Origin of the sequence: Streptococcus mitis (assembly GCF_008763935.1) — a bacterium.
Taxonomy (GTDB): Bacteria; Bacillota; Bacilli; order Lactobacillales; family Streptococcaceae; genus Streptococcus; species Streptococcus mitis_DB.
Map to the genome: position 1 here is coordinate 1 of NZ_VTQF01000004.1, position 26,039 is coordinate 26,039.

Genomic DNA, 26,039 nt, shown 5'->3' on the forward strand with positions numbered 1-26,039 from the left:
ATTCGAACCCGTGTTACCGCCGTGAAAAGGCGGTGTCTTAACCCCTTGACCAACGGACCAGAGCTGTTATTTTCAACTCTTACTATTATACAGGCTTTTCAAACTTTGTCAACTACTTTTTTTAAACTTTTTTAATTAATTTCACAACTGCTTCCGTTCGAGCAGTGTGTGGGAACATATCGACCGACTGGATATAATGGAGGTCATAGACTTCTACTAAGCGTACCAAATCACGAGCCAAGGTCGAAACATTGCAAGAAATATAAACCATTTTTTCTGGTACATAGTTAAGAATTGTATCTAATAACTTGTCATCCAGACCTGTACGTGGTGGATCTACGATCAGAGCATCTGCTCGGTAGCCTTCCTTATACCAGCGAGGAATAATCTCTTCCGCTGTTCCTGCTTCGTAATGTGTGTTGTCAAATCCCATTCTTTTAGCATTTCGCTTAGCATCTTCAATGGCTTCTGGAATAATATCCATACCTCTGAGTGTTTTAATTTTCTTTGCGAAGGCAAATCCAATCGTTCCAACTCCACAATAAGCGTCAATCAAATGGTCTTCTTTATCAACATCCAGCGCTTTTACCGCCTCGCTATAGAGGACTTCTGTTTGTTCAGGATTTAGTTGATAGAATGCTCGAGGAGATAGTGAAAATTCATAATCAAGAACACCTTCTTGAATACTCTCTTGTCCCCAGATAATCTCTGTCTTTTCACCATAAATCTCACTAGTTTTAGCTGTATTTGTATTAACAGCTACTGTCACAACCTCTGAAAAATCTTTAATTAAATCTTTTACCAGCAGGTTTAAATTAAGCTGGCGGTTTGTAACAATAATAATCTGAACCTGTCCAGTCTTTCTTGCTCGTCGGACCATTATAGTTCTAACACCTAGAACTTTTCTCTCATCGGTGATTGGAATCTGGTGATAAGTAAGCAATTCTGCTAGGCGATTAGCAATCACTTGGGTTTCCTTATCTTGTACTAGGCAGTCTTTCAACTCCACCAAATAATGAGAGTTTTGTGCATACAGACCTGCCTTGACCTGATTCTTAAATTTTCGAGTCTGAAATTGTAACTTAGCACGGTAGTACTTTGGTTCCTGCATACCAATAGTCGGGCGGATTTCATAATTTTCATATCCTGCAGGGGCAAATTTTTTCAGTGCTTGATGAAGTAAGTCCGTCTTGAACTCTAGCTGCTTATCATAATGCAGGTGCATGATTTGGCAGCCTCCGCACTCATTGTAAATAGTACATGCTGGCACAACACGGAATTTAGACTTCTTATTAACCTTTAGTAATTTTGCTTCAACAAAGTTACGTTTAATAGAAGTAATCTGACAATAGATATCTTCTCCTTTGAGAGCACCAGGCACAAAGACTAATGTTTTTTGATAAAAGCCGATTCCCTCACCATTAATTCCCATGCGCTTGATTTTTAATGGTATTTTTTGTTTCACTTTCAGATTCATACCCCTATCTTATCACATTTTGAGTTATAATAGAACTATGAAAATCACAAAACTTGAAAAGAAAAAAAGACTCTATCTGATGGAGTTTGATAATGGCGACAAATGCTACATTACTGAAGATACTATTGTTCGTTTTATGTTATCAAGAGATAAGGTGATAAGCGAAGAAGAATTGAAAGAGATTCAGGACTTTGCCCAATTTTCTTACGGTAAGAATCTAGCTCTCTACCACCTATCCTTTAAAGCGCGCACTGAAAAAGAAGTCAGAGAATATCTGAAAAAATACGATATTGATGAAAACATAGTTTCTCAAGTCATTGATAATCTTAAAGAGGATAAGTGGATTAATGATAGCCAGTACACTTATGCTATCATCAATACCAATCAACTTTCAGGAGATAAGGGGCCTTATGTACTGACTCAGAAATTAGTACAAAAAGGAATTTCAAAATTTACTATAGAAGATATCTTGAATGATTTTGATTTTTCGGAAGTTGCTCAACGTGTTGCAGAGAAACTGCTTAAAAAATACTCTGGAAAGCTTCCTGCTCGTGCTTTGCAGGATAAGATTATACAAAATCTGACCAACAAGGGTTTTTCCTATTCTGATGCTAAAAGTGCCTTTGATGACTTGGATAGTCAAGTTGACCAAGAAACGACTCAGGAACTCATCTTCAAGGAGCTTGATAAGCAATATGCTAAGTATGTCCGAAAATATGAAGGATACGAACTTAAACAGCGTTTAACTCAAGTTTTAGCTCGAAAAGGCTACGATTTTTCGGATATAGCAAGCGCTCTCAGAGAATATCTTTAATATTTTCATGTAAAATTCACAGATTTTAGGCAATTTTATGATACAATAGTAAACGATAAACTTATAAATTGTAGAAAGTTGGTTAGTTATGAAGCTTCCAAAAGAAGGCGACTTTATTACAATTCAAAGTTATAAGCATGATGGGAGTCTCCACCGAACTTGGCGGGACACCATGGTACTAAAAACAACAGAAAACGCCATTATTGGTGTCAACGATCATACACTGGTTACCGAAAGTGATGGTCGTCGTTGGGTCACTCGAGAACCGGCTATTGTTTACTTTCACAAGAAATATTGGTTTAATATCATTGCCATGATTCGTGATAATGGAATTTCCTACTATTGCAATATGGCTAGCCCCTACTATCTGGATGAAGAAGCACTGAAGTATATTGATTACGATTTGGATGTTAAAATTTTTACAGATGGGGAAAAACGTCTCTTGGACGTTGAGGAGTATGAGCGTCACAAACGCAAAATGAATTATTCTGATGACTTGGACTATATTTTAAAAGAACATGTCAAAATTCTTGTTGATTGGATTAACAATGGACGTGGTCCTTTCTCAGAAGCCTATGTAAACATTTGGTACAAGCGCTATGTAGAACTAAAGAATCGGTAAAGTTGTCAAAGGTCAGGAACAAAATCCTGACCTTGTTTTTTTGGTAGTGTAAAATAAATTGTGTAAACACAAAAAGGAATAAATCCATTATAGCAGAGTTACAACACATTACTAGAAAGAGATTTATGCAGAATTCGCGAAATATATAAAACAAATAGACATACTGATATTTTTTAATATCTTTGTTCCTTGTAAGTTTACAACAATCTTCTATCGTCTAATACAAAAAATAAGAAGATGATTAGTATAAAAAATACAGGTCTCCTTCCTATCAAAAAATTTAGTTATTGTATTTCCGCATAGCATCAATCATTTAGTACAATATTTTAAAAACAATATCTCAACAGAGAAAATGCTATTTAATCTACCAACTCATTTAATCGTTTTTGAAAATATAAAGCAATACTTTTAGATTCAATAAACTCAAAATATTTTATGACATTGTCCATTTGTTTAATTCCAGATTCTTTAGATTCAGTCAGATATATTTTATATCCTTCTACAAATTTGAATGTAGATTTTTCAAAAACTTTTGTGTCATCTTTTAATAATTTTTTTAATTTCATTTCAAAGTAGTCTGCATATATTAGATGTGAATTTTCAAGGCAACAGAACCAAAAATTTAAACAAGCTGACACAACTAAATTTCTATTCTTGCCGATTTTTTCGTAATAATGTGTACGCTCTAGTATTTCTTTTCCGACCATGTAAATATAATCTATTTCAAAAAGATGATATAAATTACCAATCAGCGTTATCTCATAGGACTCCCATCGTTCCTTCTGGAATAAATAGTCATATACCAAATTTAGATCATCTCTACTAACTACATGATTACAATCTATCTGATTTAATAATCCCTGAACCATAATTGTATTTATTTTGTGAGTTTTTCCCCACTCTTCTCAAAAAGCTTTTGTTGCTCATTTTTTATTACCTCCAATCCTTTAGTATTCAAACTATAAAAATTCGGAGATAAATTAACCAAAAAATCATCAAGCTCCGTTCTTTTATAATGTTCTAGGTGATTACAAAAATTCTCTATCGAAACATTGATATTTGATAATAATTTAAAGAACGTTGAAAGAGAAATTTCATTTTCTCCCCTTTCAAATCTAGAAAGTTGGGATTTTGATATAGAATCAGCTGCAGCATACTCTAAAGAATATCCGTTTAATTTTCTAAAATATCGAAAAGCTTCTCCGTAATTTTTCACACTTTCATTCCCTTAACTTTCTTTTCGAGCGATAAACATACCATATTCTTTAGGAATGATCAACATACCATTATTAAACTCACTTTCCAATCTTTTACGTATTATTTCCTCTTCTAGTGAGCCTATTTCTGAAATTCCTTTAAACGATTGGATGTATTTAACCAGGTCATCTATACTAGTTACCTGTAACTCATCATCATAGAGTAATGTATCGACAGAGTTAAAATACCTACTCAGGTACCTTTTACCATTTTGTAAAGTAAACGTTTTATTTTCTAAATCTTGATTAACCTCATCTTTAAATAAACTTGCCAAATAATTTACAACTCCATTTTCACCAAATGTAGCACAGTAAAAAATTCCTCCGATTTTTAAGACCCTATTTACCTCAGAGAGAGCTTTAGGAATATCATTCACATGATGTAAAAGCATATTAGCAATAACAATATCAAAAGTTTCATTCTCAAAAGAAATCTTTTGAATATCCATTATCTCATAGTTGACATTGTCTCTATTTCCAATCACTGACTTCGTTGATTTTACCATATCTTTAGAAAAATCTGTAACAATCAACTGCTTCATTTTATCTATAGAATCACTATTACTTTTCCATAGTTCTCCTGTACCACATCCCAATTCTAGAACCTTTACTTCATCAGTGATTTGGTAGTTAGAAAATATCCAATTATTAAATCCCAATTTATTTTTTGAATACTTCTTATGCAATTCTACTCGAATATCAAGATTATCATGACTTTTATATTGTTCAATTACTTTATCAATCATTTTAAATGACCTCCACTCTATAATTTGACATTATATCACAAGAATAAAGATAGTGTTAAATAAGTTGTATAAATGCAAAAAAGGAATATTCCGTTATAGCAGAGTTGTAACACATTTCTATAAAGAAATTTATTCCTACGACTCAGTTTGGCATGCTTAACTTCCTAACTCAAAAACAAAGCATCGATTAATTTATCCGTTCTTCTTTTGAAACAGATTTGAACTGATAATTGCTTGTTTTAATTTAAAAAGCTCTTTTGAGCAAAACTTCATTTTTTTAAGAGTCCAAGGCTTGTTGAAGACTTACAAGCCTTGGACTAGAAATTCAAAAATTGGTCCAACAATTTCTGTCTATCGCTTTTCTACTAGCAAAAAACCTACCTTGAGGCAAGTTTTCATTTATATATCTAATTTTGTAACTGTGAATTTGATATGGGAATAATCTTTTTCAACATCCTTATCCAGTAAGAAAGCCGTGGCGTCCTTCTTAACCTGAACCAAATCAATATTCTGAGCCTGGGCTGCATAGACGCATCCACAATAACATTGACGGTAGATGTCATACTCTTCACACATCTCTACCGAACGTTTGTAGCCTTGATTTTTCTTGAAATCACTTGGAAGATAATGGGTTGTATAAATTTTTTGCACATCGATTCCGATGCTGTTAATGGTTTGAGAATTCTTATGAGGACTGATGGTCAAGGCTGAACCGAAGTAGTCAAAACCTAAATCCATAGCCACTTGAGCTGTTTTATCCAGGCGGTAGTCAAAGCAAACCTTACAACGGTCGCCACCTTCAGGCTCTTCTTCCAAACCTCGAACCAGTTTACGATATTCGTTAGGTTCATAAGGAGCTTCTAGGTATTGAACGTTATTGCCAGTTCGCTCATTGAAATCACTGACAAACTTTTTAGTCACATAGGCACGCTTATGGTATTCTGCCTTGGGATGGATATTAGAATTGGCAAAATAGATGGTCACGTCTGCATACTTAGTCAAATATTCTAGGGTATAGGTACTGCAAGGGGCGCAGCAAACATGCATAAGAATGGTTGGCCGTTGCTCATTTATCTCCCATACTTGTACCATCTTCTGCATGACACGGTCATAATTAATCTTCTGATTGGGGTTCATCTTGCTCAGAATTTCTTCTACATCGATCATGTTCTTCTCCTTTTTCTAGTCTTATTTTATCATATAAGTTAGGAGAGCTCAAATCAATTTAAAAGTGAATAGCATAAAAAGGAGGAATAGCCATTCCCTCCTTTTGTGTTTTTTATAAGTTGTTTTCTATAGAAAGCTTACATCATGCCGCCCATCATGCTTGGATCCATGGCTGGAGCTGGGGCTACTGGTTCTGGTTTATTGGCCACAACTGCTTCCGTAGTCAAAATCAAGCTGGCTACAGATGCTGCGTTTTGAAGGGCTGAACGGCTCACTTTAACTGGGTCGATGATACCTTGATCAATCATATTAACCCACTCGCCAGTTGCTGCGTTGAAACCTGTACCAACTTCAGCATTTTTCAAACGATCGATAACGATTGAACCTTCGAATCCTGCATTGTGGGCAATCTGACGAACAGGTTCTTCCAAAGCACGGAGAACAATATTGCGGCCCGTTGCTTCGTCTCCTGTCAATTCCAAATCAGCCACGGCAGGGATAACATTTACAAGGGCTGTTCCACCACCAGCAACAATTCCTTCTTCCACGGCTGCACGAGTAGCATTGAGAGCATCTTCAATGCGGAGTTTCATTTCTTTCAACTCAGTTTCAGTTGCAGCTCCGACCTTGATGACTGCTACACCACCTGACAATTTCGCCAAGCGTTCTTGCAATTTTTCACGGTCAAATTCAGAAGTTGTGGTTTCGATTTGAGACTTGATAACTGCAACACGGTGAGAAATCGCTTCAGGATTTCCAGCACCTTCTACGATAACAGTGCTATCTTTGTCCACAGTTACTCTCGCTGCTTGACCAAGAGCTTCAATTGTCGCATCTTTCAACTCAAGACCAAGATCTTCTGTGATAACTGTTCCGCCTGTTAAGATGGCGATATCTTCAAGCATGGCTTTGCGACGGTCCCCAAAGCCAGGTGCCTTAACTGCTACCACGTTGAAGGTTCCACGAATCTTGTTCAATACAAGGGTTGGAAGAGCCTCACCATCCACATCATCCGCAATAATCAAGAGCGGACGGTTGCTTTGGAGAATGCTTTCCAACAGTGGCAAGATTTCTTGGATATTTGAAATCTTCTTATCTGTAATCAAAATGTATGGATTTTCAAGGTCAGCCACCATTTTTTCGCTATCTGTCACCATATATTGTGAAAGGTAACCACGGTCGAACTGCATACCTTCTACAACTTCAAGCTCTGTTTCCATACCACGTGACTCTTCAATGGTGATGACTCCGTCTTTACCAACTTTTTCCATTGCTTCAGAAATGTATTCGCCGACTTTTTCAGAACGAGAAGATACGGCAGCAACCTGAGCGATGGCTTCTTTATTGGCAACAGGGATGGCGTTGTTTTTCAAAGCTTCAACTGCTGCGGCAACTGCTGTTTCAATCCCACGACGAATACCGATTGGATTTGCACCTGCTGTGACGTTTTTTATGCCTTCACGGACGATTGCTTGAGTCAAGACTGTTGCAGTTGTAGTCCCATCACCTGCAATATCATTGGTTTTTGAAGCTACTTCTGATACCAATTTGGCACCCATATTTTCAAAATGGTCTTCCAATTCGATTTCTTTGGCAATAGTTACACCGTCATTGGTGATCAAGGGTGAACCAAATGATTTTTCAAGAACGACATTACGACCTTTTGGTCCCAAGGTTACTTTAACAGTGTCTGCAAGGATATCGACACCACGGACCATAGCTGAACGGGCATCTGATGAAAATTTAATTTCTTTTGACATACTTACTTTCTCCTTCTATTCTTCAATGATAGCCAAGATGTTAGCTTCGCCTACGATGATATACTTTTCATCGCCATCTTTGACATCAAGACCTGCGTGAGCTTCAACTAAGACACGGTCTCCAGCTTTAACACTTGGAGCTACCAAGTCACCGTTCAAGGTACGAACACCTTGTCCAGTAGCCACAACTTGGGCTGTTTTTGTTTTTTCTTGAGCTGAACCTGCAAGGACAAAACCTCCAACAGTTTGTTCTTTTTCTTCGATTTTCAAGACCACACGGTCTCCTAATGGTTTCAACATCTGATTTCCTCCATAATGAGATAGATAGTATTAGCACTCTTTATACCTGAGTGCTAATTTATAGTTCTATTGTATCACTTGGTCAGAAATAGTCAAGAAAAAAGTCTGACTTTCTCAAGATAAAAAGCCTGAGACAAACTCAGACTTTTCGATGTTTAAAATGGCAATTCTTCCTCTTCCAAAACCAAATCCGCCAAATCTTGGCCTGCATTATTTTCACGCATGGCACGTTGAGCACGACTTTCCAAGAGTTGGAATCCTGTCACGAGGACTTCGGCCACGTAGTTCATCTGACCATTTTTCTCAAAACGACGGGTACGTAATTCTCCATCCACTGAAATGAGGCTACCTTTAGTTGCGTAGCTTGCCAAGGTTTCTGCTAGCCTGCCCCAAAGGACCATATTGACAAAATCAGCTTCACGTTCCCCATTTTGGTCTTTGTAACGACGGTTCACAGCGATAGTTGCTCGCGCAACTGACTTGTCATTGTTGGTTTTGTGCAATTCTGGTGTAGACGTCAAGCGTCCGATTAAGATAACTTTATTATACATATTTTTTCCTCCTACTTATCTATTCGTAGGAAATCAAAAAAAGTTACAGAAATTTGTAACTTTTCGAGGAAATTTTTTACTTTTTATGAACCATGAAACCTGTTGCCTGTTGATTGGCCATGATGGTCATATCTGTAATCTGCACACGACTAGGTTGACTGGTCACATAGACTACTGTGTCTGCAATATCCTGAGCTTGCAAGGCTTCTATTCCTTGGTAAACGGACGCAGCTCTCTCTTTATCACCATGAAAACGTACCGTAGAAAAATCTGTTTCGACAATCCCTGGCTGAATGGTTGTCACCTTGATATCCGTTGCGATGGTATCAATTCGCAGACCATCTGAAAAGGTCTTAACTGCTGCCTTGGTAGCTGAGTAAACAGCGGCACCTGCATAGGCGTAGATTCCTGCGGTTGACCCCATGTTGATGATATGTCCTTGATTGGCTTTTACCATTGCTGGTAAGAAAGAGCGAGTAACTGCCATCAAACCTTTGACATTGGTATCCAACATGGTTAGCATATCCAACTCTTCATAATCCTGATAGGGTGCTAAACCTAGAGCCAGTCCGGCATTGTTGACCAGAATATCAATCTGACCTATCGTTTCTAGAATATCAGAGCAGACAGTCTTTACCATGGTCATATTCGTCACATCTAGTGGAAAGGTCCAGACGGTTTGTTTTGGAAAAGTTTCTGCAAACTCCGACTTAAGGGCTTCTAACCTGTCTGTCCGTCGTCCGGTTAGAACGACATTCTCACCCTGCTCCAGATAAGCACGCGCAATCGCTTCACCGATTCCTGATGTCGCCCCTGTAATCACAACATTTTTTGCCATCTTATTTCCTTCTAGCTGGTCTATCAGATACTAACAACTTCTTAGGCAGTCCAGTGTTTAGCTGGATCAAATGGAGTTCCAACAACTTGGTCTTCTGATAATTCAATAATACCACGTTTTTGCGGAGCATTTGGCAGATGCAATTCACGAGGACTACACATCATGCCAAAACTCTTTTCACCACGAAGTTCACCTGGGAAAATAAGATTGCCTTTTGGCATCATTGCTCCAGGAAGAGCTACAATGGTTTTCAACCCAACACGCGCATTGGGAGCCCCTGCAACGATTTGCACTGTCTTGTCACTTGCGACTGCAACTTGGCAGATATTGAGGTGGTCACTATCTGGATGAGCTACCATCTCAACAATTTCACCAACAACAAACTTAGGCTCTTTGTCATTAACAATTTCTTCTGTAAAACCTTCCGTTTGTAATTCTTGGTTCAAACGAGCAACTTGCTCATCTGTCAAAAACACTTGACCGCGCTCTGCAATTTCAAATAAACTTGAAACTTCAAAAATATTCCACGCCACTGTTTCCCCATTATCTTTGAGGAAAACACGGGCTACCTTGCCTTTGCGCTCCACATCCAACTTGGCATCTCCGCTGTTTTTCACGACGACCATAAGGACATCACCGACATGTTCTTTATTATATGTAAAAATCATTGTTTCCTTTTCTCCTATTTCAGTCCTGCTAAAAAATCGTTAATTTGCTCCTTACTTTTACGGTCGCGATTAACAAAACGACCAATTTCCTTGTCTTTTTCTAGAACAACAAGGCTAGGGATTCCATATACATCCCAGAGTTTGGCCAAATCCATATACTGGTCTCGGTCCACTCGAATAAAGGTGAACTCTGGATTAGTTTTCTCAATTTCTGGTAAGGCAGGATAGATATAACGGCAATCGCCACACCAGTCTGCCACAAAAAGAAAGACCTTCTTGCCCTCTTTTTCCACCAAAGATGCCAATTCTTCTAAACTTGCTGGTTGTATCATAAGACTTCCTCCTCATAGACTAGATCTTCATTTTCATAGACAAAGGTATAATGACGGCCATCCTCAAAAATGACGCCACCAACCAAGCTCTCTAGACTGCTTTCATAGACTTGAACATAGAGGGTCGCAATTTCCCCCATGTCTGAAAAATGGTCTCGCACAATCGCTGTTAACTCTTCCTGAGTCTTCCTGAGCTTATGGTCATCTGCAACTTTTTTCGTAGCAAGGGCAAGGCTTCCAATACCTAGCAGAGCCAAGCCTGCCATCAACATTTTTTTAGCTTTCATACCATTCATTTTAACACAAAAAAGACTTTAGGACAAATGAGGAAGCAGCAGAAACGCAAGTAAAAAGCCCCTTCCTTTAAGGAAAAGGACTTCTTATACTCAATGAAAATCAAAGAGCAAACTAGGAAGCTAGCCGCAGGTTGCTCAAAGCACTGCTTTAAGGTTGTAGATAGAACTGACGAAGTCAGCTCAAAACAGCGTTTTGAGGTTGTGGATGAAGCTGACGTGGTTTGAAGAGATTTTCGAAGAGTATTATTCTTATTGCCAGGTACCTGAGTTGCCAACGTAGTAACCATCAGGTGTGTAGGTATTACGAAGCATCTTACCTGATGAAGCCAGATAATACCACTGGCCATTATCTTTGACCCAATCATTCGCTAGCATGGCACCAGAAGAACTTACATAATACCATTCTCCCTTATCATAAACCCAAGCGCTTGCTTTCATGGCTCCTGAAGTTGATAAATAGTACCACTTGCCTTGGTCGTAAAGCCAATCACTAGCAATCATAGCTCCTGATGATTTAAAGGCATACCAGTTACCACCTTGATAAAGCCAAGTTTGATTGAACATGACTCCTTTATCATTCATAAAGTACCAAGTTCCCTTGTCTTTAACCCAAGCATTCTGTACTAATTGACCTTGTTTTTGATAGTACCAGTTTTGGTTTGATTTTAGCCAGCTTTCTGCTTTTACAATCGGATAAAGTTCTCTGAAAGCTCCTCCATCATCATATTTATGACTGATAGTTTTTGGTTTTTCTAGTTTCAACTCGTCATTATCATAATTTGCCCAAGCAAAGACTTTTTGACCATTGACAGTCTCTGGTAAAGTAGCAGTGTAAGTCTTGGTTTGATAATCCCATTTAGCATCGAGGTAGGTGTATTGATCATTTGATTCTTTAATATGGTAGTAGCCTCTCTTTCCACTATCATTATGAATATCATCCACAACTTTCGTTGACCAGGTCTTTACTTCGTTTCCGCTCTTAGCCTCGACCTTGATATCTCCTCTATAGCCATATGGAACATAGAAATTCAGGTAACGCCCTTCTTCCCCGATCATAGACTTGTCCTTTTCTTGACCTAGGAAATTGACTGTCTGATCTTGACCATCGAGACTAACCGTCCACTCGATTTTCTCAGTTTTTGGCAAATCCAAGACTTTAATATCTACTTCATGGCCATTATTAAATCGAAGAATTTTGCCATCTTGATACTGAACTCCACATTTAACAACCCATTCTTCTTTAAGTTCAAATGCCTGCCCTGAATGAGGAAAAGCCAGTAAAGCTAGACCAGCTAGAGACAAACCAAATAATGTGATTTTTTTCATTGTAGTTCCTCCTTAGTCGTTGTTATGTTAATTATATCACTATGTTTTTATTTTGCAACTCATATCCTAAATATGCAAGCAAAAAACCTCTGAGATTGTTCTCAAAGGTTTTGGTCTTGCTAATTACTGTTCTCAACTGCTGCAGTCACAAAGGCAGTGTAGAGTTCTTCTGGACGATTTGGACGGCTTGACAGTTCAGGGTGATACTGACACGCTACAAAGAATTTATTTTCAGGAATTTCCACAATTTCGACCAAACGATTGTCTGGAGAAACTCCTGAGAAGACAAAACCTGCTGCCTCAAATTGCTCACGGAAGGCATTGTTAAACTCATAGCGGTGACGGTGACGGCGTTGCACCACTTCTTGATTGTGATAAGCAGCCGCTGCCTTAGATCCACGCTTCAACTTAGATGGATAAAGTCCCAAGCGAAGGGTTCCCCCCATATCCTCAACATCAATCTGATCACGCATGATATCAATGATAGGGTATTTTGTTTCTGGTGCAAGCTCTGCAGAATTAGCACCTTCGAGTCCTAAAACGTGACGAGCAAACTCGATACAAGTCAACTGCATTCCCAAGCAGACTCCCAACATTGGAACATCATTCTCACGCGCATAGCGGATGGCTTGGATTTTCCCTTCAGTACCACGTTGGCCAAAACCACCTGGTACGATGATTCCGTCCGCATCAGACAAGAGCTCTGCCACATTATCTGCTGTCACATCATTGGCATTGATCCAATTGAGCTTAACTTCTGCGTCGTTGGCATAACCAGAGTGTTTCAAGGCTTCGACCACAGAAATGTAGGCATCTTGCAACTCCACATACTTACCGACAAGGGAAATTTTAACTTGTTTCTTAAGGTTCATGACCTTGTCCACCATGGCTGACCATTCTGTCATATCCGCTACTGGTGCGTCTAATTTCAAATGGTCACAGACAATTTGATCCATACCTTGAGCTTGCAAGTTCAATGGAATTTGGTAAAGGTGCTCAACATCCAACGATTCGATAACGGCTTCTGGTGCCACATCACAGAACTGGGCCAGTTTGTTTTTAATTCCTTGACCAGCTGGCTCTTCTGTACGAATAACTAACATATTTGGTTGGATTCCCAATCCACGCAATTCTTTTACAGAGTGTTGAGTTGGTTTGGTTTTCATTTCACCAGCTGCCTTGAGGTAAGGAAGGAGGGTTGTATGGATGTACATGACATTGTCCGCACCTACATCTGCCTTCATCTGACGAAGGGCCTCTAAGAATGGCAAGGACTCGATATCTCCAACAGTTCCACCAACCTCTGTAATAATGACATCAGAATCAGTCGTTAAAGCGGCACGCTTGATTTTTTCTTTCAAAGCATCTGTGATATGAGGAATAACCTGAACAGTTGCCCCAAGGTATTCTCCACGGCGTTCTTTACGAAGAACTTCACTGTAAATTTTACCAGTTGTCACGTTGGAATATTTGTTGAGATTGATATCGATGAAACGTTCATAGTGACCCAAGTCCAAATCTGTCTCAGCTCCGTCATCTGTCACAAAAACTTCCCCGTGCTGGTAAGGGCTCATAGTTCCCGGATCGATATTGATATAAGGGTCAAACTTTTGAATGGTTACTTTGAGACCACGATTTTTCAAGAGACGGCCCAGACTCGCTGCGACAATCCCTTTCCCAATAGACGATACCACACCACCAGTTACAAAAATATATTTCGTAGACATAGATTCCTCTTTCTAAAATGCTCAAGGTCTTGTCAACTACGTGGGGACATAGAAAACAAGACCCTACTAATAAGAATAATCTGGAACGACTGCACCAGATTCACAACCAAAATACAAGAAGATAACTTCTTGAAAAAACAAAAATAGCTCCCTAAGAACTAGGGAGCCCCGACCTCTAAAAGAGGTGCCCGAACAATATGATACCTAAAAATAGGAAAATTGTCAATAGCTAACTTTTATTCCTCGACGTTTTCAGAATCATCGTCTGAAAACTCGTCGTCTTCTTCGTTGAGATCCACGTCTTCACCCAAGTCATCTGGGGCGATTTCGTTGATTTCTGCATCATAAGCTTCCACTTCGTTTTTCTCATCATCTGGATTTTCATCATCGTATGAAAGAGCTGGATCTGCTTCGTATGCATCTTCGTCTTCTGGATCATCTGCATTGTAGTCAATAGCATCTGAATCACCATCCATGAAGGCATTGACACGTTTTTTCTTAGCTTTTGGTGCTACTTCATCGTCATCATTTTCTTCAAGAGCGATGATTTCTTCGTCGATTTCGTCTACACCATACCATGAACGAAGACCCCATTTGTTGTCTCCAAGTGAGATGAAGCTACCGTCAAAGTTCAACTCTGTGTAGAACAAAGGCAAAGCTTCACGGATATCGCTGTTTGATGTTCCAAGGTAGTTTTGAATTTCGTTTACAAGATCGCTAAAATGCATCTCATGGTCGCGACCACGAAGTTCCAAGATAGCACGCGCTACCTCAATCATAGATAGTTCACTTTTTTCTTGCCCAGCAAATACTTCTAATTCCAAAGCGTTTCTCCTCATTTATACTACTATCGCCAGAGCGAACAGACTCTGACCTCATTTTATCATTTACTCTTTATTTTACGATAATTTTGCGGAATAGTCAAAGGTTAAGAAAAAATAAAGGTGAAATATTTCAGCTAATTGAAAGACCTGTGTAACATGACCACAGGTATATTGATTTATTTATAACTCAAGGCTGCAACTCCAATACCAACCACAAACTGCAAGAGGATTCCTACAGAGATAAAGGATTATTTGTTGCGTCAAATCAAGTAAAAAATCATTTCAGGTCCTGCCAGTAACTTCATTTTCTTTCCTTTATTTCATTTTACCTAGAATAGTGAAAAATCCTTCTCTTGTTAATGAGTTTCATAAGAAAAAGGCTGGAGAATCCAACCTTCTCTATTTATTCAGCTAAAAGTACTTCTTTGATGGTTTGCTTTTGGAGTTTTCTGTTGGATAGATAAAAGAGGCTTTCATAAACCACAGCAAAACCGATCAAAGTCCAGATGCAAACATTCCCATCAAAGTGATGCTCAATCTTTTCAGGAACCGTATCTTTGATCACACCAATCAAGATTTCCATGATAGCGTACTGATAAGCTGTCCCAAGAACAAATCCTAGATAGGCCCAGAAACGATAGGGAGATAGGATATGACCTTGGCATTCACGATCTGTATAGCCAAAAGCCTTCATAAGAGCCAGGGTTTCGCGACTTTCTGAGACGACAATCCCCAATGACAAAAAGAGAATAGAGAAAGAAAGGATCAAGCCAATCATGATCATCATGGTTTGGATGATGTCATCTGTGTAGTCCCTTAGACCAAAGGACAATTGAACCATGGCCGCAAAACACATAGAGCCAAAGACTACAAAAAATAGGATAGATTTTCTCCCCCAAATTAGTGACGAAGACAGCTCTTTTAGGAAGTCTTTCTCTTTCTTAGGAGCCCTCTTTCTCCTTCTAACCTTGATTGGTGTTGGGGACTTTTTCAATAAGCGAAGAGCCGGCGTTTGTAGTTGTCTTCTAGCATAACCAACCGCGATAAGCATAAAAAATGCCGTTGGAAGGACCACAAAAGCAAGCAAGAGCTGCCAATGAAAATGAATGGTAATTTCTGGCAGGATCCCCTTTTCATTCCGGAAGTCATAAAAATGCCCCATCATAAGAAAAGAAGCGAAATAGCCAAGAAGCGCTCCGACACCAAAACTGAGCCCAAATGCCCAAAATCGTTTAGCCAACTGGCCATTGCTATAGCCCAAAGCCTTTAAAATTCCTAATTGTTCCTTGTGATCATCGACAAATTGTTTGATATAAAAACACATGAGAAGGACCGACGTCAAGGACAAGACGACTCCACTGACCATAGCCACCATCCAGGAAAGCGAAACCTGAGCGTCATAGTAGGTCTGAATCATGGGATTAGTTTTAGAAATCTCCAACTGCTCGATGTCCAAGTAAAAATTCAAGAAGAGATTGGCCACAAAGACCGCACAAGCCCCAATTATACTGACGACAACTAATTTTCGAATATCTTTTACTGAAAACATGGCTTACCATCCAATCTCATAAGCAGTCTGAGGCTGATCATTGGTCACAACTTCGGTAATCTTGCCACTATTGACACGAATGATGGTTCTTGCCATATCCGCAACATTTTGGTTATGCGTCACCATGATGAGGGTCAAACCAAGCTGTTCCTTTAACTCCCAGATATAGTCGAGAATCTTGCGCCCCGTTTCTTCATCCAGGGCTCCCGTCGGCTCATCTAAGAAAAGAATCTCTGGCTTTTTGGCCAAGGCCCGAGCAATGGAGACTCTCTGCTGTTCCCCACCTGACAATTCACTCGGATACTTGTCCAGCTTATCGCCAAGTCCCAAATCCTCGATAATCTGCAAAAAATCATGATTGTTTGCCAGGTCTGCCCCCATCTTTACATTCTGTCTGACTGTTAGATTAGGCAATAAATAATACTGCTGAAAAATAAAGGCAATCTTCTCACGTCTAAAGGCTGTCAATTGAGTATCTGTGAGTTGAGCCAAATCCTGTCCTTGAATGAGTATATGTCCCTCGTCTACCTTTTCTAAACCTGACAGAACGTTTAAGAGAGTTGACTTGCCTGATCCAGAAGGACCGAGGATAATCACATCATCCTGGTCTTGAATCTGCAAATCAATCCCTTTTAAAACCTTGGTTTGGCCGTAACTTTTGTGCACATTTTCTAGTTGAATCATTTCTTTCCTACCATTTCTTTGATGAGAGATTGACAAACCTCTGTCAGTAATCCAATCACTTCTTCCATGCTGAATTGATAAATGCCAGAAGCAACCATTGAGGCCATCCCGTGTGAGTAGATAAATAGATGCTGGTACAAGCGACCAGCCTCCTCTACAGTCAAAGGATAGTCTGCGACGATCGAATCCAGAACCAATTGGTAACTATGATCCTTCATGGGAAGAAAATCTTGAAAGCGACGAATCGGATCTTTACTGGGATTTTGGAAAAGCAATTGAAAGAGTTGGGGTTCTTTTGAGGCGAAAAGGATATAAGCAACCCCGACGGATCGAAAAGGCTTCTCATCTTCTAAGGCCTTACGAATATACTCCACCACTACCATTTCCGCAGAACCAATAACCTCTGCTTGTAACTCGGCCATATTGGCAAATTGCCCAAAAATGACTCTTGGTGTGGCTCCCAGTTGCTCCGCTAATGCTCGAGCCGTCAAACTAGCCATGCCCTCTTCTCTCACCAATTGTAAAGCTGTTCCAATGATAGCCTCTTTACTAAATTTAACCTTTGGTGGCATAAGACTCCTTTCACGCAACATTCGTTGCGCAACACTTGTTGCATAAAAGAATACCATAAAAAAGAAAGACTTGTCAAGAAAAAACTGTAAAACACAAAATAAAAAGACAGCGAACTTTTTATTTCTTTGCTACCCATCCGATGGCATCGTGAGGTGGGTTTTCGGTATCAATCCAGATGAATTCAATCCCGATTTCGCCATTATTAAACTTGGTCAAACGAATTCCGTTGATTTCCAGTTCATTTAAACGTTGACCTGTCAAGACTTCTCGTTCTTTCAAAATGAAAATCATACATAGAAATTTTTAAAAATTTTCTCTATCATAAACCTGCCACTATTTCAGAAACTATACTAGCTGATTCCAAACGTAATATGGTCATTTCATCTATCTTCCCTAATAATGGCATTGCACCATACCAAACAATGGTCTTGTTTACCAAAAGAATAGGCGTGACTATTTTTGATTGAGTAAAAGATACTTTAATTTTCTTACTCTTCAACTGGTCTAGCCATGCTTTATTTGCAACCGTCTCTGGTATACATATCTCAATTTGACTAATTCTAAATTCTTTTAGAAAATTCATCAGTTTTGTCTGGTTCACATAAGGTAAAATAAGCATACACTCCTGTCTTTCCCCTGCTAAGTCCTCTCTCAACACCTTCTCATATCTACTATCAACATAAACGAATTGTTTCTCCTCACCCTCAATGACACGATAATCCATCTTTCGATAAGCTACTTGTCGTTTCTGAAACATCTTTTCTAAATAAGGAACATGAATATCCACATAATCGAAAATACGCACCAAAGACTTATCTTTGTAATTTCTATGAATCCGACCTGCATACTGAATCAAATTATTTTTCCAAGAAAAGGGTGCTGCCAAGATAAGCGTGTCCAACTGAGGCAAGTCAAAACCTTCTCCAATGTATTTTCCGGTAGACAACAAAACAAACCCTTTATCTAACTGTTCTAACGTCTCCAGTAAACTTGTTCTCTCGCGAACTTTGGTTTTGCCACTAATAATATAACAGTCATCAACCTCTTTCTCTTTCAATAATTTTTCAAAGACATCTATCTGTTGAATTCGATTAACTAAAACCAAGATATTCCGCCCTTCTACCACTTGGGCTAGAATATCCTTGAGAATCATCTGATTCCTCACTGAGTCAGTAGCAATCCAATCACTAAGCTGTATAAAATTACTTGCTTTGGTCTTTTCAATCTCCAAATGACCAAAAGAAGTGAATCTTAATTGCAATTGCCGTTTAAAATCCGTTTCCCTCTTATCAGCAGTATGGAGTATCTCACCAATTCTCTGAAAAACAATAGGCTCATGACCATTCTTACGCTCAGGCGTAGCCGTCAAACCGTAAAGATACTTCCCTCTAAACTGAGCAACAACTTTTTCAAACATCAAGGCAGAGACATGATGACACTCATCCACAATCATCATCTCATACTCATCCAAAAGACTTTGGCTATTTTCCAACTTAAATAGAGATTGGATCATAACGACATCAACCAGTTCACTCAGCCATTTCTTAGTCCCACCGTACTGCCCAACATAGCCTATTACCTTTTCACGACCTGATGCCGTATAACGGGTAGCTTCTTCCTCTTCGAAAGTCAAAAAACACTTTAAGCGATCCAGCCATTGGTCTAAGAGTTGCTTATTATGGACTAGAATAATTGTTTTTGTCTTACGTTTAGAGATGAGAGCAGCACCTAAAACGGTCTTTCCAAAACCGGTCTCCGCATGGAGTAAACCATTTTCTTTGGAAGTCATATCTGACAGGGCTAACTCTTGCTCAAAAGTGAGTTCTCCCTTAAATTCCACTCTAATAGACCTTTGTACCTTTCTCCTATCTTCCACAGCTACCTGCTTAAATTTATCTTGCAATGGATACAGCAAGCCTCTTGGCAGCCATAAATAATGATCGGATTCTCCAAATAAATACATTCGCTCAGGAATTTGATAGGTTGGCTGTCGCATAGCCTGCTTTAAATAAAATTCGGGATTAGAAAATGAAGCCATATTTTTCAAGAAAAACAGTGTCTTGGGTGTCACAGACGATTTTTCAAGTTGGATCATATTGGATAAGACGATCTGCAACTCCTTGTTCAATTCTTGCTTGCCTAACTCCTCTTGGATTAACAATGCCACTTTAGCAGTTGAAATCCTATGAATTTCTTGCAGATACCTCCATTGGTCTTCATAAGGTTGAAAATGTTCATCCACAAAGACCGTTCGCCCTTGATGATAAGCTTCTCCTTGAAAAGGTAAAGCAATCAAATTACCAAATCCACCTTTAGGAAGGACATCCTGATTCGGAAACATGCGATCAAAAGAATCAAAGGACAGTTGCATACTTTCCTGCATAGCCAATTCTAATAGTTTCTTTCCAAATAAGCGAGCCTCTCGACACGGAATCGCTTCCTCAAAGAAGAACCAAATATGGAGTCCTTGACCCGAACGAGAAATCTCTAGATGAGCTTCCATCTGGCGTTCCCTGGCTATTCTTCGAATGGTTAAACCGGCTTCTTTCCAATCTCCTTCATCCAAATCCAGTACCAAAAAATAGCAGCTATCATCTAAGTGCATAGGAAAGATACCAATGGCTATCTCCCCACGAAAATGAGATTTCAAAACGGAGTCCGTCAATGTCTGGAAACTCCGTTTTTCAGGCGGCAACTGCTTCCAACCATAATCATAGGAAGGAAAATACTGAATTTTCCCTTGATCATTGATAAAACTCTTAGCATAAACATCAAAACGGCCAGCAAACACGGAGGTAAACAATTGTAATTTTTCTTGCGTCGTCAAGTGACTACTTTGAAGTTGGAACATCTCCTCGAACCGAGAGCGTTCCATAACAAACTGACTCTTGTCTTTAAGACGTTTACACAAGAAAAACTCACTATCCCCATCGAAAGAAGAAAAGACATCAAGTACTTCTACCACAATTCCATCCAAAGACAAAAAAACAGCCATAACAATCACCTCCTTGATTCCTATAGGCTGATTATAACAAGAATGGCTGAAATTGTACACGAAAATAAAATCCGAATAGCACTCATTTCGTATGTGACTAATATTCCGTCTCGCTCCAGAAGGTACGAGGTAATTAGAGCTTAAACGAACAGTCTATAAAATTAAAAAAACGCATATTATCAAGCGAAACTTTGATGATATACGTTTTCTTGTGAGAATATTTACTTCATTTTTGCCTAAAATTCAATGTTTACTCAGTATTAGGATTATGAAAAATTGAGGTCTAAATCTAGATACATTTTTTCTGAAGACAAATCATTTTGACCACCGAGCAAGAGATTTTCAAAAAAAACTGTTAAAAACTCAGGGCGTCGCTGTAAAATCTTTGCATTATCTAATACTAAGGCATCACGAAAATACTTGGAATGTTGCTGAAATGGTGTATTATCAATATCAAAACCAAACTCACGAAGATACTGAATCAAAAATACCGTTACCGTCCGAGTGTTTCCTTCACGAAATGGATGAATCTGCCAGATTCCTGAAATAAAATTCTGAATTTGTTTAACCATATTCGCCTGAGTTAGTGTCGCATATGCAACTTGTTTTTCCTGATTAAAATCATAATCCAAGGTCATTTGAATCATGGAGTAATCAGAGTATACAACACTTTCACCATTCAAAACAGGTTCATTCTTTGTGATATTAGTCTGACGAAATTGCCCCACCGGAATCGAGGGTTCAAATATATCTTGAAACAACTCCTTATGAATAGCAAGTAAGGTCGCAGGACTGAAGCTAAAGCCTCTTCGAGACAATAGTTCTACAATACGTAGAGAAACCAAGTCTGCCTCTTCCGTACTTGCATCAATAGTATGGTGATAAGCCGTTGCATCCTCATAAACCTGCTCATAAGTCAGTTCACCCCGAGCCTGTTTCTCAGCCAAAGATTCCATATAAGCTGATGGCACTAGATTATCAACTTTCTGCAGCCCAAAACCTACTCGCCATAAATCACGTTTAGCTTCATAAGACAAGTTTGGATTGTCAATGTTGTAAGTTGGTTGCATAGAAAGTTCCTTTCAATTGTTTTTCTTCAGTGACTGAATAATATGATTATCAAGATATATCTGAATAAATGGGCTAGTAAGTCTGACGCGCAAACTTATCGAAGCCATTGGCATACACTACTCTGAACTCATTGGTCTGTTCGAATCCCAACTCAATTCCCACATTATCTGAGAAGAAAGTTGCAATGTTGTACTTATCAGAGCGGTTCGAACTTAGAGGATTTGTTGTGTAGTAAGCTGGTTTCTAAACTAATATTTCTTTTATCATTGCGACTACTTCAAGTAAATCACATCTTTCTTTATCTAAATTCCTTTCATAAATTGTAAAAGTTTCCAAACAATTTTCATTATTAGACTGAATGAAATATCCTTTCTCAGGCTCATGATCCTCAATTACATGAGCAAGGGCATTACGGCGATCAATAAGCATCAACCAGTTTTCTTTAATATTATTAAGATATTTATAACTTTTGATATCTCTTCTCTTTAAATTATAATTTAATTTCAATTCATTAATAAAATAATTTTTCACAAGTTCTCGATATGGTATATCTTCGGGATAATCTGAACACTTCTTTCTTAAAAGATACTCCAATTCTGCATTTTCATACATATATTCTCCTCTAAGAGCATTAAGCTCATCCCATCTGCTAAGAATAACGTCAATTGCTTCTTCGAAATTTTGTTTTACTAAACGATTCCCTACTGAAAAAAAAGTAAAGTTTGCAAATACAAAATTTGAAGTTGTTGGCAAATTAAAATAACTGCTAACATCTTCTTTTAAAGAACTATTTGACTTTTTAGAGTATAGGATTACAAATTGTTTGTAACCTTTTAATTTTCGAACTTCATCTAAATAAGAAAGTCCAGTTCTTTCTTGTTCTAAATTAAAATCCGAGATAAAAAAGTCTATTCGCTCATTTTCTTCCAAAGAGCATTTAGCGTCATTAAATGTTGCTTTGAAAATAAAATTAGAATCATATCCTTTTTTTCTTAAATGATTTTCAACAATTTTAACTCTCTTTGAATGCGAACCAGAATGTAAAGCGTCCTCTAGCCATAAAATATTGATTAATTTTCTCACTTCTCATCTCCAAATTCTATTTTAAAGTCCACAAGGTTTCCTTGAGATGATACATTAATAGACCAACCAAATTCCTCACAAATTTCTTTGCATAGATACATTCCAATACCGGTTCCACCAGGCTTTGATGTTACCCCTAAATTGAATATACTCTCTGCGGGACTAATTGTAATTGGACCTGTATTAGAAACAAAATGAAAAGCTTTATTATCTTCACTGAAATATAAACTTATCTCAACATCTCTTCGTCGTTCAGCAGCATTTAATAACAAATTATCTAACAGAACACCTAGATCATAAACATTAACATCTTGAAATACAGGTAAATCATCAAAATTCAAAGTAACTCGAGCATTACTCTCTTCAGATACGATATCAAAATAGCTACTAAGATATTCTTTTAAATCTATAGTAATTGTATCACTCAACGATTGGTTTGTAATTCTTAAAATTTGTGTCTTTATAGAGATCAGTTTATCAGAACTACGTCTTAGACTGGCAATTTGCTTTAGCATTTGTTTTTTAAAGACTTCGTCCTGAGGCTCAATTAATTCTATAATAATTTCAATAGAATCATCCAGTTCCTCACCTACTTTACTTAATTCATGGAAGAGTAGATCTTGTCTATCTGGTTTATCTTTTTCAAGAATTGCTTCTTTGATAATAATTTCTCTTTTTAATCTTTGATTTTCTTTATCAATTTTATGTTTTTCTTTTTTTACTTCTTTATTCTCTTTTCTCAACTCAACAGCAGCCTGTTTTAAACTCTTTTGAATTTCTTTTTTTTCAGATGAGCTTGTATTTACATCATCAAGAAGTTCAAATTTTTTCTCTAATGGTTGAGCGATTTTAGGGAGGTCGTAATATGTCGGAGCAACTGTAAATTTGTACTTTTTAAATCTTCGAATTAACTTTTGGATCGCTTCGGTATCATCAGTTTCAATCTCATCAATATCACTATTTCCAAAGTTTATTAATTGCATATAGGATTCTAATGGTCTGTGAACAAGTTCCATATATACTTTTTCAAATTCTATAGTATAAGAATTAGTAACAAATCCTCTATCACGAGATGTAACTTCATTAAAATGATTTTCAGAATCTGTTATGTTAATCCAGCCTAGCAATTCCCTATGTCCTAAATATCGTTTAAAACCTTGTGTTTTACGTAGATTTAAACCAAAGGAATCAAAATCAACTTCTCCATATGGAAAAATCCTAAAATTATTCTTATACAAGAAAATAGACCCATAATTTTTCGGTTCAATTTTCATTATTTTTGTAAAATTATATTTAGCAGCAAAACCCATATAGTATATTTTAAAATAAATATCTTTTAAGATTGTATTATTCTCAATTTTTAAAGAGTAAATTATCTTTTCCTTATCGAATAAGGTAATGCTAATTTCTTTTTCTTTTATATCACACTCAATATATATAGTTTTTTTATCTAATACTGTAGCAATATGATTACTAATATATTCATTCAATTCAGCAATTCCTGAGGAGGATGAAATGTACTTAACATTAATCTTTATTTTACCATCATCCACAAATGGATTTACAAGTCTTTGAAGAGCTTCAATAACCCTATTAACTCTATTTAAGTCCCAAGTATCTCTCAAGTTGGAGATGGTTAAGATAGTCCCTGATTTTTGAATAAAACTATCTTCGATTACATCTAAGCTAGTATATGTGACATCTAACTCTTCAAATTTTGTTAGAGAATCTTTTTCAAATTCACCCCAGTCAATTTCCAATTTACTAACTTCATCATCTTTATGACTAATAAGCTTAAGTTTAGTCCCCAATCTATCACAAGAAAAACGACCTATTCCTTTGGAGCCAGCATATACCTTATCACTATCTTTTTTTTCTGAATGAGCAACGAACAGCCATTTATTTTCAATATCATCTCGATTCATTCCCTTACCGTTATCTTGAATGATAATGTAATTTTCATAACTGTTTATAATAAGATTTATTTCTGTTGCATCAGCATCATAACCATTTTTTACTAACTCGAAGATAGCTACTAATTCATTTGTAATCAGGTCTTTGCCAATTATATCCTTTAAACCCGAACTGACTTTAAAGTGTAATTTTTCTTCCATCTTAACTCCTTATTCAGAGATTTTCAAAATAACTTCTCCAACTTGTTCTGCAAACAAAGGCGGTACTGCGTTAGCGACTTGAGTATATCGAGGAACATCCGTTTTTCGTCGTTCACCACCCGTAGTATACGGTCCTTTGAATTCATAATCATCTGGAAAACTTTGGATTCTAGCGTGTTCTCTAACTGTCATTATTCTAGGTTCATCATAATGTATATAATCATCTGGAATAGAAGTAATCGTATTACAAATGGAATTTTTCTTTAAAGGAGTTACTCCACGCTTCTTTAAACCTTCAACCAGATTCATAGATGGTGTAATTCGTATACTGTTTTCGGAAGCAGTCATTAAACGTTTAAATAAGTCTATTGTTTCACTTTTATGTTTCGCGAATCGATGACTATCAGGGAAAGCACCTTGTTCAATGTTATTTCTCATTAATTTTTGATATGCTGAAGTTGCTCGACCATACTTCCCGTTTTTAAATGCCTTAGTGTCTTTACTATCAACTTCTCCATGACTTTTTTTCAAATCATTAATAGCTTGAGAAATTGTAATTGGTATTTTTAGTCCTCTATCCTTCAGAAAACACTCTTTATTTTTAAATAATTCTTCAAAAAATATCTCATAGGCCCCATTTTTTGATGCAAATAGAATGAACCGTTTCCTATTTTGAGGAACACCGTATTCTGACATAGTAACAATTTTATAGTCTAAGTTATATCCTAGTTTATGTAACTCTAAGACAAGAATATCAGAATATTTTTTTTTATCCTTATGATCCTTAAACTCTACAGTAAATCCTTGAACATTTTCAAAAAATAACATAGTAGGTTTAACTAATCTTATAAATTCAATATACGAATGCATTAGTTGATTTCTTATATCATCATTTTTTCTCTTCCCTGCCATCGAAAATCCTTGACATGGTGGACCGCCTACAACTAAATCAACGGAACCATTTAATGTAGCAAGTTCCTTACTATGAATTTCTAGAAGTTGGTTTATATCCCAATTTTTCATTTCAAGCCAGTTCGGCCATGAAAAATGATTTCTTCTTTCAATTAAATTATATTTTAAAGTACTAAAAGCATCTTTATTTTTTTCAACTGCAAATATTCCATGCAAACCAGCATTATAAAGCCCTAAGGATAAGCCACCAGACCCTGCAAATAAATCTATATATCTCATGAATTCTCTTTCAGTTATTAAAACTTATTATTACAATTTTATCACAAATTAAAGTAAAAAACACGGCTCATCACC

The 26,039-nt window shown here is 37.4% G+C and carries 26 protein-coding genes and 1 pseudogene; 2 read left to right on the forward strand and 25 right to left on the reverse strand.

Annotation, left to right across the window (positions count from 1 at the left end):
- Positions 1–121 precede the first annotated feature (121 nt).
- Positions 122–1,477: a 23S rRNA (uracil(1939)-C(5))-methyltransferase RlmD gene (gene rlmD, locus F9B91_RS07110; protein WP_150922831.1), complete on the reverse strand. Its 1,356-nt coding sequence runs from the start codon at positions 1,475–1,477 to the stop codon at positions 122–124.
- 37 nt (positions 1,478–1,514) lie between these two features.
- Here rlmD and recX point away from each other — a divergent pair, with 37 nt between their 5' ends.
- Both recX and F9B91_RS07120 read left to right on the forward strand, forming a co-directional pair.
- The gene (gene recX / locus F9B91_RS07115) at positions 1,515–2,291 is read left to right on the forward strand and encodes a recombination regulator RecX (protein WP_150922832.1); all 777 of its coding nucleotides are present in this window, start codon (positions 1,515–1,517) and stop codon (positions 2,289–2,291) included.
- 88 nt (positions 2,292–2,379) lie between these two features.
- Positions 2,380–2,913: a DUF402 domain-containing protein gene (locus F9B91_RS07120; RefSeq protein ID WP_000775316.1), complete on the forward strand. Its 534-nt coding sequence runs from the start codon at positions 2,380–2,382 to the stop codon at positions 2,911–2,913.
- A 359-nt stretch (positions 2,914–3,272) separates the two neighbouring features.
- Here F9B91_RS07120 and F9B91_RS07130 read toward each other — a convergent pair whose 3' ends face one another.
- The 24 genes and pseudogenes from F9B91_RS07130 to F9B91_RS07250 all read right to left on the reverse strand — a co-directional run bounded on the left by F9B91_RS07130 (position 3,273) and on the right by F9B91_RS07250 (position 25,964).
- A complete protein-coding gene (locus F9B91_RS07130; RefSeq protein WP_150922834.1) occupies positions 3,273–3,782 on the reverse strand; it encodes a hypothetical protein in 510 nt (169 codons plus the stop codon).
- An 8-nt stretch (positions 3,783–3,790) separates the two neighbouring features.
- A complete protein-coding gene (locus tag F9B91_RS07135; protein ID WP_150922835.1) occupies positions 3,791–4,129 on the reverse strand; it encodes a helix-turn-helix domain-containing protein in 339 nt (112 codons plus the stop codon).
- A 12-nt stretch (positions 4,130–4,141) separates the two neighbouring features.
- Entirely contained in the window at positions 4,142–4,915 is a 774-nt protein-coding gene (locus tag F9B91_RS07140) for a class I SAM-dependent methyltransferase (protein WP_150922836.1), read from the reverse strand.
- A 399-nt stretch (positions 4,916–5,314) separates the two neighbouring features.
- Positions 5,315–6,082: an epoxyqueuosine reductase QueH gene (locus F9B91_RS07150; protein ID WP_150922837.1), complete on the reverse strand. Its 768-nt coding sequence runs from the start codon at positions 6,080–6,082 to the stop codon at positions 5,315–5,317.
- Positions 6,083–6,219: 137 nt separating this feature from the next.
- Positions 6,220–7,842, reverse strand: a complete 1,623-nt coding sequence (groL, locus tag F9B91_RS07155) for a chaperonin GroEL (protein WP_020902493.1) — start codon at positions 7,840–7,842, stop codon at positions 6,220–6,222.
- A gap of 15 nt (positions 7,843–7,857) precedes the next feature.
- Positions 7,858–8,142, reverse strand: a complete 285-nt coding sequence (gene groES / locus F9B91_RS07160; protein WP_000917323.1) for a co-chaperone GroES — start codon at positions 8,140–8,142, stop codon at positions 7,858–7,860.
- 155 nt (positions 8,143–8,297) lie between these two features.
- Positions 8,298–8,693, reverse strand: a complete 396-nt coding sequence (locus F9B91_RS07165) for a single-stranded DNA-binding protein (protein ID WP_000282440.1) — start codon at positions 8,691–8,693, stop codon at positions 8,298–8,300.
- A 76-nt stretch (positions 8,694–8,769) separates the two neighbouring features.
- Complete coding sequence (locus F9B91_RS07170) at positions 8,770–9,531, reverse strand: SDR family NAD(P)-dependent oxidoreductase (RefSeq protein WP_045612824.1); 762 nt, start codon at positions 9,529–9,531, stop codon at positions 8,770–8,772.
- Between the two features lie 41 nt (positions 9,532–9,572).
- Positions 9,573–10,199 (reverse strand): YtpR family tRNA-binding protein, encoded by a 627-nt coding sequence (gene ytpR, locus F9B91_RS07175; protein ID WP_045612823.1) that lies wholly within the window; start codon positions 10,197–10,199, stop codon positions 9,573–9,575.
- Between the two features lie 14 nt (positions 10,200–10,213).
- Positions 10,214–10,531, reverse strand: coding sequence for a thioredoxin family protein (locus F9B91_RS07180; RefSeq protein ID WP_045612822.1), 318 nt, complete (start codon positions 10,529–10,531; stop codon positions 10,214–10,216).
- Positions 10,528–10,827 carry a DUF4651 domain-containing protein gene (locus tag F9B91_RS07185; RefSeq protein ID WP_031233155.1) on the reverse strand — a complete coding sequence of 100 codons (300 nt, stop codon included), beginning with the start codon at positions 10,825–10,827 and terminating at the stop codon, positions 10,528–10,530. The genes F9B91_RS07180 and F9B91_RS07185 overlap by 4 nt, the downstream gene beginning before the upstream one ends.
- 249 nt (positions 10,828–11,076) lie before the next feature.
- A complete protein-coding gene (locus tag F9B91_RS07190) occupies positions 11,077–12,153 on the reverse strand; it encodes an N-acetylmuramoyl-L-alanine amidase family protein (RefSeq protein WP_045612821.1) in 1,077 nt (358 codons plus the stop codon).
- A gap of 119 nt (positions 12,154–12,272) precedes the next feature.
- On the reverse strand, positions 12,273–13,880 hold the full coding sequence (locus tag F9B91_RS07195) for a CTP synthase (RefSeq protein ID WP_150922838.1): 1,608 nt from the start codon (positions 13,878–13,880) through the stop codon (positions 12,273–12,275).
- Positions 13,881–14,116: 236 nt separating this feature from the next.
- Positions 14,117–14,704 (reverse strand): DNA-directed RNA polymerase subunit delta, encoded by a 588-nt coding sequence (rpoE, locus tag F9B91_RS07200; protein WP_042750234.1) that lies wholly within the window; start codon positions 14,702–14,704, stop codon positions 14,117–14,119.
- A 403-nt stretch (positions 14,705–15,107) separates the two neighbouring features.
- Positions 15,108–16,253, reverse strand: a complete 1,146-nt coding sequence (locus tag F9B91_RS07210; RefSeq protein WP_150922839.1) for an FtsX-like permease family protein — start codon at positions 16,251–16,253, stop codon at positions 15,108–15,110.
- 3 nt (positions 16,254–16,256) lie between these two features.
- Positions 16,257–16,937 (reverse strand): ABC transporter ATP-binding protein, encoded by a 681-nt coding sequence (locus F9B91_RS07215; protein ID WP_150922840.1) that lies wholly within the window; start codon positions 16,935–16,937, stop codon positions 16,257–16,259.
- Positions 16,934–17,509: a TetR/AcrR family transcriptional regulator gene (locus F9B91_RS07220; RefSeq protein WP_150922841.1), complete on the reverse strand. Its 576-nt coding sequence runs from the start codon at positions 17,507–17,509 to the stop codon at positions 16,934–16,936. Before F9B91_RS07220 ends, F9B91_RS07215 begins: the two co-directional genes overlap by 4 nt.
- A 118-nt stretch (positions 17,510–17,627) precedes the next feature.
- On the reverse strand, positions 17,628–17,801 hold the full coding sequence (locus F9B91_RS07225; protein ID WP_150922842.1) for a hypothetical protein: 174 nt from the start codon (positions 17,799–17,801) through the stop codon (positions 17,628–17,630).
- Positions 17,802–17,829: 28 nt separating this feature from the next.
- The gene (locus F9B91_RS07230) at positions 17,830–20,505 is read right to left on the reverse strand and encodes a TOTE conflict system archaeo-eukaryotic primase domain-containing protein (protein ID WP_150922843.1); all 2,676 of its coding nucleotides are present in this window, start codon (positions 20,503–20,505) and stop codon (positions 17,830–17,832) included.
- A gap of 266 nt (positions 20,506–20,771) precedes the next feature.
- Entirely contained in the window at positions 20,772–21,575 is an 804-nt protein-coding gene (locus F9B91_RS07235) for a Fic/DOC family protein (protein ID WP_150922844.1), read from the reverse strand.
- 76 nt (positions 21,576–21,651) lie between these two features.
- Positions 21,652–21,801 (reverse strand): annotated as a pseudogene (locus tag F9B91_RS12170) (DNA (cytosine-5-)-methyltransferase); the annotation flags it as partial.
- Between the two features lie 18 nt (positions 21,802–21,819).
- Positions 21,820–22,659, reverse strand: a complete 840-nt coding sequence (locus F9B91_RS07240; RefSeq protein WP_150922845.1) for a hypothetical protein — start codon at positions 22,657–22,659, stop codon at positions 21,820–21,822.
- Positions 22,656–24,773: an ATP-binding protein gene (locus F9B91_RS07245; protein WP_150922846.1), complete on the reverse strand. Its 2,118-nt coding sequence runs from the start codon at positions 24,771–24,773 to the stop codon at positions 22,656–22,658. Before F9B91_RS07245 ends, F9B91_RS07240 begins: the two co-directional genes overlap by 4 nt.
- A gap of 9 nt (positions 24,774–24,782) precedes the next feature.
- Positions 24,783–25,964: a DNA cytosine methyltransferase gene (locus F9B91_RS07250; RefSeq protein WP_150922847.1), complete on the reverse strand. Its 1,182-nt coding sequence runs from the start codon at positions 25,962–25,964 to the stop codon at positions 24,783–24,785.
- Positions 25,965–26,039: the final 75 nt, after the last annotated feature.

Bases quoted from the DNA above. Each gene is read 5' to 3' on its own strand.
- F9B91_RS07215 (WP_150922840.1), bottom strand. From the start codon at position 16,937: ATGATTCAACTAGAAAATGTGCACAAAAGTTACGGCCAAACCAAGGTT.
- F9B91_RS07245 (WP_150922846.1), bottom strand. From the start codon at position 24,773: ATGGAAGAAAAATTACACTTTAAAGTCAGTTCGGGTTTAAAGGATATA.
- F9B91_RS07150 (WP_150922837.1), bottom strand. From the start codon at position 6,082: ATGATCGATGTAGAAGAAATTCTGAGCAAGATGAACCCCAATCAGAAG.
- F9B91_RS07180 (WP_045612822.1), bottom strand. From the start codon at position 10,531: ATGATACAACCAGCAAGTTTAGAAGAATTGGCATCTTTGGTGGAAAAA.
- F9B91_RS07225 (WP_150922842.1), bottom strand. From the start codon at position 17,801: ATGATTTTCATTTTGAAAGAACGAGAAGTCTTGACAGGTCAACGTTTA.
- F9B91_RS07220 (WP_150922841.1), bottom strand. From the start codon at position 17,509: ATGCCACCAAAGGTTAAATTTAGTAAAGAGGCTATCATTGGAACAGCT.
- F9B91_RS07250 (WP_150922847.1), bottom strand. From the start codon at position 25,964: ATGAGATATATAGATTTATTTGCAGGGTCTGGTGGCTTATCCTTAGGG.
- groL (WP_020902493.1), bottom strand. From the start codon at position 7,842: ATGTCAAAAGAAATTAAATTTTCATCAGATGCCCGTTCAGCTATGGTC.
- F9B91_RS07210 (WP_150922839.1), bottom strand. From the start codon at position 16,253: ATGTTTTCAGTAAAAGATATTCGAAAATTAGTTGTCGTCAGTATAATT.
- F9B91_RS07185 (WP_031233155.1), bottom strand. From the start codon at position 10,827: ATGAATGGTATGAAAGCTAAAAAAATGTTGATGGCAGGCTTGGCTCTG.
- F9B91_RS07195 (WP_150922838.1), bottom strand. From the start codon at position 13,880: ATGTCTACGAAATATATTTTTGTAACTGGTGGTGTGGTATCGTCTATT.
- F9B91_RS07140 (WP_150922836.1), bottom strand. From the start codon at position 4,915: ATGATTGATAAAGTAATTGAACAATATAAAAGTCATGATAATCTTGAT.
- F9B91_RS07130 (WP_150922834.1), bottom strand. From the start codon at position 3,782: ATGGTTCAGGGATTATTAAATCAGATAGATTGTAATCATGTAGTTAGT.
- F9B91_RS07170 (WP_045612824.1), bottom strand. From the start codon at position 9,531: ATGGCAAAAAATGTTGTGATTACAGGGGCGACATCAGGAATCGGTGAA.
- F9B91_RS07165 (WP_000282440.1), bottom strand. From the start codon at position 8,693: ATGTATAATAAAGTTATCTTAATCGGACGCTTGACGTCTACACCAGAA.
- F9B91_RS07235 (WP_150922844.1), bottom strand. From the start codon at position 21,575: ATGCAACCAACTTACAACATTGACAATCCAAACTTGTCTTATGAAGCT.
- rlmD (WP_150922831.1), bottom strand. From the start codon at position 1,477: ATGAATCTGAAAGTGAAACAAAAAATACCATTAAAAATCAAGCGCATG.
- recX (WP_150922832.1), top strand. From the start codon at position 1,515: ATGAAAATCACAAAACTTGAAAAGAAAAAAAGACTCTATCTGATGGAG.
- groES (WP_000917323.1), bottom strand. From the start codon at position 8,142: ATGTTGAAACCATTAGGAGACCGTGTGGTCTTGAAAATCGAAGAAAAA.
- F9B91_RS07190 (WP_045612821.1), bottom strand. From the start codon at position 12,153: ATGAAAAAAATCACATTATTTGGTTTGTCTCTAGCTGGTCTAGCTTTA.
- ytpR (WP_045612823.1), bottom strand. From the start codon at position 10,199: ATGATTTTTACATATAATAAAGAACATGTCGGTGATGTCCTTATGGTC.
- F9B91_RS07230 (WP_150922843.1), bottom strand. From the start codon at position 20,505: ATGGCTGTTTTTTTGTCTTTGGATGGAATTGTGGTAGAAGTACTTGAT.
- F9B91_RS07120 (WP_000775316.1), top strand. From the start codon at position 2,380: ATGAAGCTTCCAAAAGAAGGCGACTTTATTACAATTCAAAGTTATAAG.